Raw genomic sequence first — 13,500 nt, 5'->3', positions numbered from 1 at the left:
TGTCCCAGCGGATGCCGGTCGCCGCTGTTTCCGTCCCTCGGACGTGGGGACGCTGTGCGAAGCTGCCGAACTGTTATGGCCTGGTTCGCACACGGTGAAACACTGGGCAGGCTGGTAGCGAGAGACCGAGCGGCATGGTCGACCCCTTCGGGAGGGACACGGTGGAGTCTGGCACGACGGCGCGGCGCGGAGGCGGTTCGCGGGCGTGGGGGGCCTCCGGTGGGGGGCGTTCCCGTGGCGGTGGCACGGTGCAGGTGGACGCGGCGGCTCTGCAGAGGCTGCTCGCGGCGCTGGCGTCGATGCGGGACGGGAACTTCCGCAAGCGGCTGCCGGTCTCCGGCGACGGGGTGATGGCGGAGATCTCCGCCGTCTTCAACGAGCTCGCGGACCGGCAGACGCATCTGACGGGTGAGCTGTCGCGGGTCCGCCGGGTGGTGGGCCGTGAGGGCAAGCTGTCGGAGCGGCTGGAGACGGGGGCCGGCGAGGGGGCGTGGGCGGCTGCCGTGGAGGCCGCGAACGCGCTGGTGGACGAGTTGGCGCGGCCGGTCTCCGAGGTGGGCCGGGTGCTCTCGTCGGTGGCCGAGGGTGATCTGGGGCAGCGGATGGAGCTGCGTTCGGAGGGGGCGGACGGGACGACCCGGCCGTTGCGCGGGGAGTTCCTGAAGGTCGCCCGTACGGTGAACAACCTGGTCGACCAGCTGTCCGTGTTCGCGGACGAGGTGACCCGGGTCGCCCTGGAGGTGGGCACCGAGGGCAAGCTGGGCGGTCAGGCGCAGGTGCGCGGGATGTCCGGTTCGTGGAAGGACCTCACGGACTCGGTCAACACGATGGCGAACCGGCTGACGGCCCAGGTGCGGGACATCGCGCTGGTGACGACGGCGGTCGCCAACGGCGATCTGTCGCAGAAGGTCACGGCGAACGTGGCCGGCGAGATGCTGGAGCTGAAGAACACCGTCAACAGGATGGTGGACCAGCTGTCCTCGTTCTCGTCCGAGGTGACCCGGGTGGCCCGCGAGGTGGGCACCGAGGGGGAGCTGGGCGGTCAGGCCGAGGTGGCCGGGGTCGCCGGCGTCTGGAAGGACCTCACGGACTCCGTCAACACGATGGCGGGAAATCTCACCAATCAGGTGAGGGGCATCGCGGAGGTCACCACCGCGGTGGCCAACGGCGACCTGTCGCAGAAGGTACGGGTGTCGGCCCGCGGCGAGATCGCGCAGCTCGCGGACACCATCAACCAGATGACGGAGACGCTGCGGACCTTCGCCGACGAGGTGACCCGTGTCTCCGGCGAGGTGGGCGCGCAGGGTCTGCTCGGCGGTCAGGCGCAGGTGCCGGGCGCGGCGGGCACCTGGAAGGACCTGACCGACTCGGTCAACACCGTCTTCCGGAACATCACCACGCAGGTGCGGGACATCGCGCAGGTGACGACGGCGGTCGCCAACGGTGATCTGTCGCAGAAGGTCACCGTGGACGTGGCCGGCGAGATGCTGGAGCTGAAGAACACCGTCAACACGATGGTGGACCAGCTGTCGGCGTTCGGTTCCGAGGTGACCCGGGTGGCGCGGGAGGTCGGCGTCGAGGGTCTGCTGGGCGGTCAGGCCGAGGTGCCGGGCGCGGCCGGTACGTGGAAGGACCTCACCGATTCGGTGAACACGGCGTTCCGCAACCTGACCGGTCAGGTGCGGGACATCGCGCAGGTGACGACGGCGGTCGCCAACGGTGATCTGTCGCAGAAGGTCACCGTGGACGTGGCCGGCGAGATGCTGGAGCTCAAGAACACCGTCAACACGATGGTGTCGCAGCTGTCCTCCTTCGCCGACCAGGTGACGCGGATGGCCAGGGACGTGGGCACGGAGGGACGGCTGGGCGGTCAGGCCCGGGTGGACGGCGTGTCCGGGCGCTGGCGGGAGCTCACCGACTCGGTGAACTTCATGGCTGGCAACCTGACCTCGCAGGTGCGCCAGATCGCCCAGGTGACGACGGCGGTGGCGCGGGGCGACCTGTCGCAGAAGATCGACGTGGATGCCCGCGGCGAGATCCTGGAGCTGAAGAACACCATCAACACGATGGTCGACCAGCTCTCGGCCTTCGCGGACCAGGTGACCCGGGTGGCCCGCGAGGTGGGCACGGACGGGCGGCTGGGCGGTCAGGCGCAGGTGCCGGGCGTGGCCGGCGTGTGGCGGGACCTGACGGACTCGGTGAACGGCATGGCCGGGAACCTGACGGCCCAGGTGCGCAACATCGCGCAGGTCGCCACGGCGGTGGCGCGCGGTGACCTGTCGCAGAAGATCGACGTGGACGCCCGCGGCGAGATCCTGGAGCTGAAGAACACCCTCAACACGATGGTCGACCAGCTGTCGAGCTTCGCGGACCAGGTGACCCGGGTGGCCCGCGAGGTGGGTACGGAGGGCATCCTGGGCGGTCAGGCCGAGGTGCAGGGGGTCTCCGGCACCTGGAAGGACCTGACCCAGTCGGTGAACTTCATGGCGAACAACCTGACCTTCCAGGTCCGCAACATCGCCGAGGTCACCACCGCGGTCGCGCGCGGCGACCTGTCGAAGAAGATCACCGTCGACGCCAAGGGCGAGATCCTGGAGCTGGTGACGACCGTCAACACGATGGTGGACCAGCTGTCGAACTTCGCCGACGAGGTGACCCGGGTGGCCCGCGAGGTGGGCACCGAGGGCATCCTCGGCGGCCAGGCCCGGGTGCGCGGCGTGACCGGCATCTGGAAGGACCTGAGCGACAACGTCAACCTGATGGCCAACAACCTGACCAGCCAGGTGCGGAACATCTCCCGGGTCTCCGCGGCCGTCGCCAACGGCGACCTGACCAAGAAGGTGACCGTGGACGCGCGCGGCGAGGTCGCCGAGCTCGCCGACACCGTCAACACGATGGTGACGACGCTGTCGTCGTTCGCCGACGAGGTGACCCGGGTGGCCCGCGAGGTGGGCACGGAGGGCGAACTGGGCGGCCAGGCGCGGGTGCCCGGGGTGTCGGGCACCTGGAAGGACCTGACCGAGTCGGTGAACTCGATGGCCGACAACCTGACCGGTCAGGTGCGCCAGATCGCCGCCGTCACCACGGCGATCGCCAAGGGCGATCTCACCAAGAAGATCGACATCGACGCGCGGGGCGAGATCCAGGAGCTGAAGAGCACCATCAACACGATGGTCGACCAGCTGTCGAACTTCGCCGAGGAGGTCACCCGGGTGGCCCGCGAGGTGGGTACGGACGGCCAGCTCGGCGGTCAGGCCCGGGTGCGGGACGTCGAGGGCACCTGGTCGGACCTGACCCAGTCGGTGAACGAGATGGCCGGGAACCTGACCCGTCAGGTGCGCGCCATCGCGGCCGTCGCCACCGCGGTGACCCGCGGCGACCTCAACGTCAAGATCGACGGTGTGGACGCGGCCGGTGAGATCCAGGCGCTGCAGGACAACATCAACACGATGATCTCCAACCTGCGCGACACGACCCTCGCCAACGACGAGCAGGACTGGCTCAAGGGCAACCTGGCCCGGATCTCCGGTCTGATGCAGGGCCGCCGGGACCTGGAGGACGTGGCCTCGCTCATCATGAGCGAGCTGACCCCGGTGGTCTCCGCGCAGCACGGCGCCTTCTTCGTGGCGATGCCGACCGGCGGGACGCACAGCGACGCGGAACCGGTGGGCGAGGGGGAGGGCTCGTACGAGCTGCGGATGCGCGGCAGTTACGGCTACTCCGCCGGGTCGATGCCCACCTCGTTCCGGCCCGGCGAGACGCTGATCGGGACGGCGGCCGAGGAGAAGCGGACCATCCAGGTCAACGTGCCCCCGGGCTACCTGAAGATCTCGTCCGGGCTCGGCGAGGCCGCCCCGGCGCATGTGATCGTGCTGCCCGTGCTGTTCGAGGGCCGGGTGCTCGGCGTGATCGAGCTGGCCTCCTTCCAGCCGTTCACGCAGATCCAGCGGGACTTCCTCAACCAGATCGCGGAGCTGATCGCGACCACGGTCAACACGATCAGCGTCAACACCCGCACCGAGGTGCTGCTCCAGCAGTCGCAGGAGCTCACCGAGCAGCTGCGGGAGCGGTCCGCGGAGCTGGAGCACCGGCAGAAGGAGCTGCAGAACTCCAACGCCGAGCTGGAGGACAAGGCCGAGCTGCTGGCCCGTCAGAACCGGGACATCGAGGTGAAGAACACCGAGATCGAGGAGGCCCGGCAGGTGCTGGAGGAGCGGGCCGAGCAGCTCGCCGTCTCCATGCGGTACAAGTCCGAGTTCCTGGCCAACATGTCGCACGAGCTGCGCACCCCGCTCAACTCGCTGCTGATCCTGGCCAAGCTGCTCGCCGACAACGCGGACACCAACCTGACGCCGAAGCAGGTCGAGTTCGCCGAGACCATCCACGGGGCCGGTTCCGACCTGCTGCAGCTGATCAACGACATCCTGGACCTGTCGAAGGTCGAGGCGGGCAAGATGGACGTCTCGCCCACCCGGATCGCGCTGGTGCAGCTCGTCGACTACGTGGAGGCCACCTTCCGGCCGCTGACCGCGGAGAAGGGGCTCGACTTCTCGGTGCGGGTCTCGCCCGAACTGCCCGCGACGCTGCACACCGACGAGCAGCGGCTGCTCCAGGTGCTGCGCAACCTGCTGTCCAACGCGGTGAAGTTCACCGACACGGGCGCCGTGGAGCTGGTGATCCGTCCGGCGGGCGCGGACGTGCCGCAGTCGATCCGGGAGCAGCTCCTGGAGGCGGGGACGCTGCGCGACGCGGACGCCGATCTGATCGCCTTCTCGGTGACGGACACCGGCATCGGCATCGCGGCCGGCAAGATGCGGGTCATCTTCGAGGCGTTCAAGCAGGCCGACGGCACCACCAGCCGCAAGTACGGCGGTACGGGCCTGGGGCTCTCGATCAGCCGGGAGATCGCCCGGCTGCTCGGCGGCGAGATCCACGCGGCGAGCGAGCCGGGCCGCGGCTCGACCTTCACGCTGTACCTGCCGCTGAGCCCGAGCGAGCCGGTGCACTCCGGTTACGGGCAGGAGCAGCCGGACCCGGCCGGACTCCAGGCGCCCGCGGGGGAGTCCGGCGACGGACTGCTGCACTTCGCGCCGACGCCGCCGGCCGAGGCCCGGTCCGGGGCGCTGTTCCGGCACCGGCGCAAGGCGGTCGAACAGCAGCGGGCGGCCGTCCCGGGGGAGACCGTCCAGCCCGGCGCGGCCGAGGCGGAGGAGCGGCCGGAGCCGGCCGCGCGCCGGACCTTCGGCTTCGCCGGGGAGAAGGTGCTGATCGTCGACGACGACATCCGCAACGTCTTCGCGCTCACCAGCGTCCTGGAGCAGCACGGTCTCGCGGTGCTGTACGCGGAGAACGGGCGCGAGGGCATCGAGGTGCTGGAGCAGCACGAGGACGTGTCGGTGGTCCTCATGGACATCATGATGCCGGAGATGGACGGGTACGCGACGACGACCGCGATCCGGCGGATGCCGCAGTTCGCCGGGCTGCCGATCATCGCTCTGACGGCGAAGGCGATGAAGGGCGACAGGGAGAAGGCCATCGAGTCCGGGGCCTCGGACTACGTGACCAAGCCGGTCGACCCGGACCACCTCCTGACGGTGATGGAGCAGTGGATGCGGGGGGAGGGCCGCTGAGCCCCTGAGGCATCCGAGGCACCTGACGGCCCCTGACGGTCCCCGACGGTCCCTTGACGGCACCGGTCGGTCGGCGTCCCGCCGGCGGACCGGTGCCGTCCGGGTGTGAGAGGCCCGGGGACGGGGAACCTTCTGGTCTCCCACCGCGTTCGACGTACGGGCACGGAGGCGTGCTCAGTGACAATGCGGTGACAGGGTGTGGCGACGGGCGGGGTGCGGCTACGATGACCGGCACAAGGACGGACGGCGCATGGGAGTCGTCTTCTGGGGCGGCGCCCGGTGCTTCCTCCGGCTCGCAGAGCCGGAGCGAACCAGTGCCGGGGCGAGGAGGACGGGGCATGGTGCAGAAGGCCAAGATCCTCCTGGTCGATGACCGGCCGGAGAATCTGCTGGCGCTGGAGGCCATTCTCTCGGCGCTCGATCAGACGCTGGTGCGGGCATCGTCCGGGGAGGAAGCGCTCAAGGCGCTGCTGACCGACGACTTCGCGGTCATTCTGCTGGACGTTCAGATGCCCGGGATGGACGGGTTCGAGACGGCGGCGCACATCAAGCGGCGCGAGCGGACCCGGGACATCCCGATCATCTTCCTCACCGCCATCAACCACGGCCCGCACCACACCTTCCGGGGATACGCGGCCGGCGCGGTCGACTACATCTCCAAGCCGTTCGACCCGTGGGTGCTGCGGGCCAAGGTCTCCGTCTTCGTCGAGCTATACATGAAGAACTGCCAGCTCCGCGAGCAGGCCGCGCTGCTGCGGCTCCAGCTGGAGGGCGGCGGCCACGGCGGTCACGCCAAGGAGTCCGCGGGGCTCCTCGCCGAGCTCTCCGCCCGCCTCGCCGCGGTCGAGGAGCAGGCCGAGGCTCTGTCCAAGCAGCTCGACGACGACTCCGCCGACGCGGCGGCCGTCGCCACCGCCGCCCACCTGGAGCGCAAGCTCACCGGGCTCCGCCGGGCCCTCGACGCGCTGGAGCCGGGCACGGGCGGCGCGCCCACCCTGCCCGCGCAGAGCTGACCCGACGTCACCCGCCGGACGCCCGCCGTGAGCGGGCGTCAGTTCCGCGCCCTCGCAAGGGCGACACGAACGGGTGAGCTGTTTCCCCGGCGGCGTACACCGGTAACCTCAGCATCATGGCCTCACGTACGTCCGGCAAGGGTTCCCAGGGCACGGCGGGCACCGCAAAGCCGCGCGCCGGCCGTACGACCGGCACCGCGAGGAAAGCGGTGCCCGCGAAGGCGCCCGCCAAGCCTCCCGCGAAGAAGGCGCCGGCCAAGAAGGCCGCGCCCGCCAAGCGCGCGCCCGCGCGCAAGACCGCGGCGAAGAAGCCCGCGCCGCGCCCGGCACCGTCCCCGACCGGGGGGCTCTACCGGCTGGTGCGCGGGATCTGGCTCGGCCTGGCGCACGGCGTCGGCGCGATGTTCCGGGGGATAGGGCGCGGTGCCAAGGGCCTGGACCCGGCCCACCGCAAGGACGGCATGGCCCTGCTGCTGCTCGGCGTCGCCCTGATCGTCGCCGCCGGGACCTGGTCCAATCTGCGCGGCCCCGTGGGCGACCTGGTCGAGATGCTGGTCACCGGCGCCTTCGGGCGGCTCGACCTGCTCGTACCGCTGCTGGTCGGCGCGATCGGCGTCCGGCTGATCCTCCACCCGGAGAAGCCCGAGGCCAACGGGCGGATCGCGATCGGCCTGTCGGCGCTCGTCATCGGCGTGCTCGGGCAGGTGCACATCGCGTGCGGCTCGCCCGGCCGGGGCGACGGCACCAAGGCCATGCAGGACGCCGGCGGGCTCATCGGCTGGGCCGCCTCCAAGCCGCTCGTCTTCATGATGGGCGAGGTCCTGGCGGTGCCGATGCTGGTGCTGCTCACGGTCTTCGGGCTGCTCGTCGTCACCGCCACCCCGGTCAACGCCATCCCGCAGCGGCTGCGCGCCCTCGGCGCCCGGCTCGGCATCGTGGAGCCGGAGTACGACCCCGAGGAGGACGCCGCCCACGACGCGTACGGCGACGACTGGCGCGAGGAGGGCCCGCAGCCCGCGCGGCCGGTCCGCCGCCGCGCCCCCGGCGCCGGGCCGGGATACGACCCGGACGGGGCCGACCGGGCGGAGGCCGCGGCCCTGGAGCGGCGCGGCCGGCGCCGGACCCCGCCCGCGTCCGCCTTCGACACCGCCGGGCTCGACCCCGTGGACGTCGCCGCCGCGGCGGCCGCGGCCCTGGACGGCGCCGTCCTCAACGGCATGCCGCCGTCCCCGCTGGTCGCCGATCTGACCCGGGACCTCACCGCCGAGCGGGCCGCCGCCGTCGCGGCGGCCGCGGCCGAGGCCGAGGCGCCCGCGGCGCCGGTGCCGACCGCGCGCGGGACCAAGGGGGCCAAGGAACGGGCCGGCGGGGGAGTGCCGGACCTGACGAAGCCGGCCCCCGAGCCGACCGACCTGCCGGCGCGGGCCGAGCAGCTCCAGCTCTCCGGCGACATCACGTACTCCCTGCCGTCCATGGACCTGCTGGAGCGCGGCGGCCCCGGCAAGACCCGCAGCGCCGCCAACGACCTGATCGTCGAGTCGCTCACCAACGTCTTCGCCGAGTTCAAGGTCGACGCCGCCGTCACCGGCTTCACCCGGGGGCCGACGGTCACCCGGTACGAGGTGGAGCTCGGCCCCGCGGTCAAGGTCGAGAAGATCACCGCGCTCACCAAGAACATCGCGTACGCCGTGGCCAGCCCGGACGTGCGGATCATCTCGCCGATCCCCGGCAAGTCCGCGGTCGGCATCGAGATCCCGAACACCGACCGCGAGATGGTCAACCTCGGCGACGTGCTGCGGCTCGCCGAGGCCGCGGAGGACGACCACCCGATGCTGGTGGCGCTCGGCAAGGACGTCGAGGGCGGCTACGTGATGGCCAACCTGGCGAAGATGCCGCACATCCTGGTCGCCGGTGCCACCGGCTCCGGAAAGTCCTCGTGCATCAACTGCCTCATCACCTCGGTGATGATAAGAGCGACCCCGGAGGACGTTCGGATGGTGCTCGTCGACCCCAAGCGGGTCGAGCTCACCGCCTACGAGGGCATCCCGCACCTGATCACGCCGATCATCACCAACCCGAAGCGGGCCGCCGAGGCCCTCCAGTGGGTCGTGCGCGAGATGGACCTCCGCTACGACGACCTGGCCGCGTTCGGCTTCCGGCACATCGACGACTTCAACCAGGCGATCCGGGACGGCAAGGTGCAGCTGCCGCCGGGCAGCGAGCGCGAGCTCAAGACCTACCCGTACCTCCTGGTGATCGTCGACGAGCTCGCCGACCTGATGATGGTCGCCCCCCGGGACGTCGAGGACGCGATCGTCCGCATCACCCAGCTGGCGCGCGCGGCCGGCATCCACCTGGTGCTCGCCACCCAGCGGCCCTCCGTGGACGTCGTCACCGGCCTGATCAAGGCGAACGTGCCGTCCCGGCTCGCCTTCGCCACCTCCTCGCTCGCCGACAGCCGGGTCATCCTCGACCAGCCGGGCGCCGAGAAGCTGATCGGCAAGGGCGACGGCCTGTTCCTGCCGATGGGCGCGAACAAGCCGACCCGCATGCAGGGCGCCTTCGTCACCGAGGCCGAGGTCGCCACCGTCGTCCAGCACTGCAAGGACCAGATGGCGCCGGTCTTCCGGGACGACGTCACCGTGGGCACCAAGCAGAAGAAGGAGATCGACGAGGAAATCGGCGACGACCTCGACCTGCTGTGCCAGGCCGCCGAGCTGGTCGTCTCGACCCAGTTCGGCTCCACCTCGATGCTCCAGCGCAAGCTGCGGGTGGGCTTCGCGAAGGCCGGCCGCCTGATGGACCTGATGGAGTCGCGCAACATCGTCGGACCGAGCGAGGGGTCCAAGGCGCGGGACGTGCTCGTCAAGCCGGACGAGCTGGACGGGGTGCTGGCGGTGATCCGCGGGGAGTCCGACGGCTGAGGACGCGAGCGGCCCGGGAGGACCCGAGCGGGCCGCCGGGCGGAGGTGCCGGAACGAGACCGGGCCGAGACTCACTCGTAAGGGAACGAGGGCAACCGTTTCCCTTGGGCATACGTCAAGTTGGAGGGAGGGACAGGATGATGTCCCAGCCTCATGGCGTACAAACGACGCCCGCCCGGTTGCCCCACCCTTTCGTACCACCCATAGACTGAACGTCCAGCAGGTGGCTACACGCTCGAAAGGCGCTCTCGTGTCCATCGGCAACTCCCCCGAATCCCCCGAGGACGACCGGAACTTCCCGGCAGATGACCGGGATTCGATCGGTCGTGCCCTCCAGCAGGCCCGTGTCGCCGCCGGTCTCACCGTCGAAGAGGTCAGCGCCTCCACCCGTGTGCGCGTCCCGATCGTGCACGCGATCGAGGAGGAGGACTTCTCGCGCTGCGGCGGCGACGTCTACGCCCGCGGGCACATCCGTACGCTCGCGCGCGCCGTGGGGCTCGATCCGGCCCCTCTGATCGAGCAGTACGACGCCGACCACGGCGGCCGTCCCGCCCCGACCCCGGCGGCCCCGCTCTTCGAGGCCGAGCGCATCCGCCCCGAGCCGCGGCGCCCCAACTGGACCGCCGCCATGGTCGCGGCCATCGTGGCCGTCGTCGGCTTCGTCGGCTTCACGATGTTCAACGGGAACGACGTGCGCGGCAACAACGCCGTCGCGGAGGGCCCGGCCCCGGCGCCCAAGGCCAGCACCAGCGTCAAGCCCAAGCCGGTCAAGCCCGCGGCCCCCAAGCCCGCGCCCTCCGAGAGCGCCATCGCGGCGGTCCCGCAGGACAAGGTCACCGTGAAGCTCACCGCCGTGGACGACAAGAGCTGGATCTCGGCCAAGGCGCACGACGGCAAGCTGCTCTTCGACGGCCTCCTCCTCGCGGGCGAGTCCAAGACCTTCCAGGACGACGAGCGGGTCGACCTCATCCTCGGCAACGCCGGGCCGATCGAGCTCTACGTCAACGGCAAGAAGATCCAGGACACCTTCGAGTCCGGCCAGGTCGAGCGCCTGTCCTACACCAAGGGTGACCCCGAGGCGGGCTGATCCCGGTGACGGGCGTGACGGGGGTGAACCCTGCGCGACGGAGGTACGGCCGGGACGAAGTAGTCTTGAGCCCATGCCCGAACGCCGTACCGTCGCCCTTGTCACTCTCGGCTGCGCCCGTAACGAGGTGGACTCGGAGGAGCTCGCAGGCCGCTTGGCAGCGGACGGCTGGGAGCTCGTCGAATCCGCCGAGGACGCAGACGTCGCCGTCGTCAACACCTGTGGCTTCGTCGAAGCCGCCAAGAAGGACTCCGTCGACGCCCTCCTCGAAGCCAATGATCTGAAGGACCACGGCCGCACCCAGGCCGTCGTCGCCGTCGGCTGTATGGCCGAGCGCTACGGCAAGGAACTCGCCGACGCGCTCCCCGAGGCCGACGGCGTGCTCGGCTTCGACGACTACGCCGACATCTCCAACCGCCTCCAGACCATCCTCAGCGGTGGCAGTGTCGAGGCGCACACCCCGCGTGACCGGCGCAGCCTGCTGCCGCTGTCCCCGGTGGAGCGCCAGAAGGCCGCCACGGCGGTGGCCCTGCCCGGCCACGGGGCCTCCGCGGCCGCCGAGGCGCCTGAGACGCCCGAGGCGCCCGCCGCCCCGGAGAACGTGCCCACCGACCTTCCCGAGGGCCTGGCGCCCGCCTCCGGGCCCCGCGCGCCCCTGCGCCGCCGCCTGGACACCAGCCCGGTCGCCTCCGTGAAGCTCGCCTCCGGCTGCGACCGGCGCTGCTCCTTCTGCGCCATCCCGTCCTTCCGCGGCTCCTTCGTCTCGCGCCGTCCCTCCGACGTGCTGAACGAGACCCGCTGGCTCGCCGAGCAGGGTGTGAAGGAGGTCATGCTGGTCTCCGAGAACAACACCTCGTACGGCAAGGACCTCGGCGACATCCGGCTGCTGGAGAGCCTGCTGCCCGAGCTGGCCGCCGTCGACGGCATCGAGCGGGTCCGGGTCAGCTACCTGCAGCCCGCCGAGATGCGCCCCGGCCTGATCGACGTGCTCACCTCGACCGAGAAGGTCGTCCCGTACTTCGACCTGTCCTTCCAGCACAGCGCCCCGGACGTGCTGCGGGCGATGCGCCGCTTCGGCGACACCGACCGCTTCCTGGAGCTCCTGGAGACCATCCGCTCCAAGGCTCCGACCGCCGGCGCCCGCTCCAACTTCATCGTCGGCTTCCCCGGCGAGACCGAGGCGGACTTCGCCGAGCTGGAACGCTTCGTCACCCACGCCCGCCTCGACGCCATCGGCGTCTTCGGCTACTCCGACGAGGACGGCACCGAGGCCGCCACGTACGAGAACAAGCTGGACCAGGACGTGGTCGACGCGCGCCTCGCGCACCTGTCCCGGCTCGCCGAGGAGCTCACCGCCCAGCGCGCGGAGGAGCGGATCGGCGAGACCCTGGAGGTACTGGTCGAGTCCTTCGACGAGGAGGCGGACGGCTGGATCGGCCGCGCCGCGCACCAGGCGCCCGAGACCGACGGCCAGGTGCTCCTCCCGGCCGACTCGGCCGAGGGCCTCGACCTGGCCCCGGGCCGCATGGTCAGGGCCAAGGTCGTCGACACCGAGGGCGTCGACCTGGTGGCCGACTGCTGCGACCTGCTGGGCGCCCCCCAGACCTCCGGAGCCGAGGAGGCGGGCAGATGACCGGAGTCCCGGCGGCATCCGCGACGGGCGGGTCCGGTACGCCGGCGCCCCGCGGCAAGCTGGGCGCTGCGGCCGTCAACCAGGCCAGCCTCTGGAACATCGCGAACATCCTCACCATGGTCCGGCTCGTGCTCGTGCCAGGCTTCGTGGTGCTGCTCTTCCAGGACGGCGGGCACGACCCCGCCTGGCGCGCCTGGGCCTGGGCGGCGTTCGCCGTCGCCATGATCACCGACGTCTTCGACGGGCATCTGGCGCGGACGTACAACCTGGTCACCGACTTCGGGAAGATCGCCGACCCGATCGCCGACAAGGCGATCATGGCGGCCGGGCTGATCTCCCTGTCCTATCTCGGCGACCTGCCGTGGTGGGTGACGGGCGTGATCCTCGCCCGTGAGCTGGGGATCACCCTGATGCGCTTCTGGGTGATCCGGCACGGGGTCATCCCGGCCAGCCGCGGCGGCAAGATGAAGACCCTCGCGCAGGGCACGGCGGTCGGCATGTACGTGCTGATGCTCACCGGTCCACTCGCCACCTTGCGCTTCTGGGTGATGGCGGTGGCCGTCGTGCTGACGGTCGTCACCGGTCTGGACTACGTACGGCAGGCCGTCGTCCTGCGCCGCAGGGGGATCGCGGCGGAGCGCGCGGCGGCCGCCGCGGAGGCGGACGGACGATGAACGAAGCCGCCCGGGTGCTGGAGCTGCTCGCGGAACGAGGCCACACGCTGGCCGCCGCGGAGTCCCTCACGGGCGGTCTGGTGGCCGCGGAGCTGACCGGGGTCCCCGGGGCCTCGAAGTCCTTCCGCGGCTCCGTCACGGCCTACGCGACGCCGCTCAAGGAGCAGCTGCTCGGCGTCGACGGGACCCTGCTGGCGGAGCGCGGCGCGGTCGATCCGGAGGTGGCGCTGCAGATGGCGGCGGGGGTGCGGACCCGTCTGGGGGCCGACTGGGGCATCGCGACGACCGGTGTCGCGGGGCCCGATCCGCAGGACGGACAGCCCGTGGGGACGGTCTACGTGGCCGTCGCCGGGCCCGCGGGGGAGCGCTGCGGGGCGGGGAAGGTGGCCTCGTTGCGATTGAACGGCGATCGCGCGGAAATCCGTAGAGAGAGCGTGCGGAGCGTGCTCGAATTGCTCCGGGAGCTGCTCGACGGAGAACACCCGGAAAATGCGCGGGCACAGGATACGGAACAGAACGGGGGAGATTGATGTTTGCAG

At 71.1% G+C, this 13,500-nt stretch carries 7 protein-coding genes; all 7 read left to right on the top strand.

All coding sequences use genetic code 11. The features are described from left to right. The first annotated feature begins 161 nt into the window (after positions 1-161). The 7 genes from ABD981_RS36605 to ABD981_RS36575 all read left to right on the top strand — a co-directional run bounded on the left by ABD981_RS36605 (position 162) and on the right by ABD981_RS36575 (position 13,491). Positions 162-5,630: a HAMP domain-containing protein gene (locus tag ABD981_RS36605; RefSeq protein WP_205628311.1), complete on the top strand. Its 5,469-nt coding sequence runs from the start codon at positions 162-164 to the stop codon at positions 5,628-5,630. A 338-nt stretch (positions 5,631-5,968) separates the two neighbouring features. Then, positions 5,969-6,643 carry a response regulator gene (locus ABD981_RS36600; protein WP_046911767.1) on the top strand — a complete coding sequence of 225 codons (675 nt, stop codon included), beginning with the start codon at positions 5,969-5,971 and terminating at the stop codon, positions 6,641-6,643. Positions 6,644-6,759: 116 nt separating this feature from the next. Continuing rightward, positions 6,760-9,567: a DNA translocase FtsK gene (locus ABD981_RS36595; RefSeq protein WP_046911768.1), complete on the top strand. Its 2,808-nt coding sequence runs from the start codon at positions 6,760-6,762 to the stop codon at positions 9,565-9,567. 250 nt (positions 9,568-9,817) lie between these two features. Further along, on the top strand, positions 9,818-10,654 hold the full coding sequence (locus ABD981_RS36590; RefSeq protein WP_046911769.1) for a RodZ domain-containing protein: 837 nt from the start codon (positions 9,818-9,820) through the stop codon (positions 10,652-10,654). Positions 10,655-10,727: 73 nt separating this feature from the next. Beyond that, positions 10,728-12,287 (top strand): 30S ribosomal protein S12 methylthiotransferase RimO, encoded by a 1,560-nt coding sequence (gene rimO / locus ABD981_RS36585; RefSeq protein WP_046911770.1) that lies wholly within the window; start codon positions 10,728-10,730, stop codon positions 12,285-12,287. Further along, complete coding sequence (gene pgsA, locus ABD981_RS36580) at positions 12,284-12,961, top strand: CDP-diacylglycerol--glycerol-3-phosphate 3-phosphatidyltransferase (protein ID WP_046911771.1); 678 nt, start codon at positions 12,284-12,286, stop codon at positions 12,959-12,961. The genes rimO and pgsA overlap by 4 nt, the downstream gene beginning before the upstream one ends. After that, positions 12,958-13,491: a CinA family protein gene (locus tag ABD981_RS36575; protein WP_046911772.1), complete on the top strand. Its 534-nt coding sequence runs from the start codon at positions 12,958-12,960 to the stop codon at positions 13,489-13,491. The genes pgsA and ABD981_RS36575 overlap by 4 nt, the downstream gene beginning before the upstream one ends. Positions 13,492-13,500: the final 9 nt, after the last annotated feature.

It is taken from the genome of Streptomyces showdoensis, from assembly GCF_039535475.1.
GTDB classification, from domain to species: Bacteria; Actinomycetota; Actinomycetes; order Streptomycetales; family Streptomycetaceae; genus Streptomyces; species Streptomyces showdoensis.
The sequence above is the reverse complement of the archived record's forward strand: the minus strand, read 5'-3'. Positions and strand labels throughout refer to the sequence as shown.

Excerpts from the sequence above, each read along its gene's own strand:
- ABD981_RS36600 (WP_046911767.1), top strand. The coding sequence starts at position 5,969 with ATGGTGCAGAAGGCCAAGATCCTCCTGGTCGATGACCGGCCGGAGAAT.
- ABD981_RS36595 (WP_046911768.1), top strand. The coding sequence starts at position 6,760 with ATGGCCTCACGTACGTCCGGCAAGGGTTCCCAGGGCACGGCGGGCACC.
- rimO (WP_046911770.1), top strand. The coding sequence starts at position 10,728 with ATGCCCGAACGCCGTACCGTCGCCCTTGTCACTCTCGGCTGCGCCCGT.
- pgsA (WP_046911771.1), top strand. The coding sequence starts at position 12,284 with ATGACCGGAGTCCCGGCGGCATCCGCGACGGGCGGGTCCGGTACGCCG.
- ABD981_RS36575 (WP_046911772.1), top strand. The coding sequence starts at position 12,958 with ATGAACGAAGCCGCCCGGGTGCTGGAGCTGCTCGCGGAACGAGGCCAC.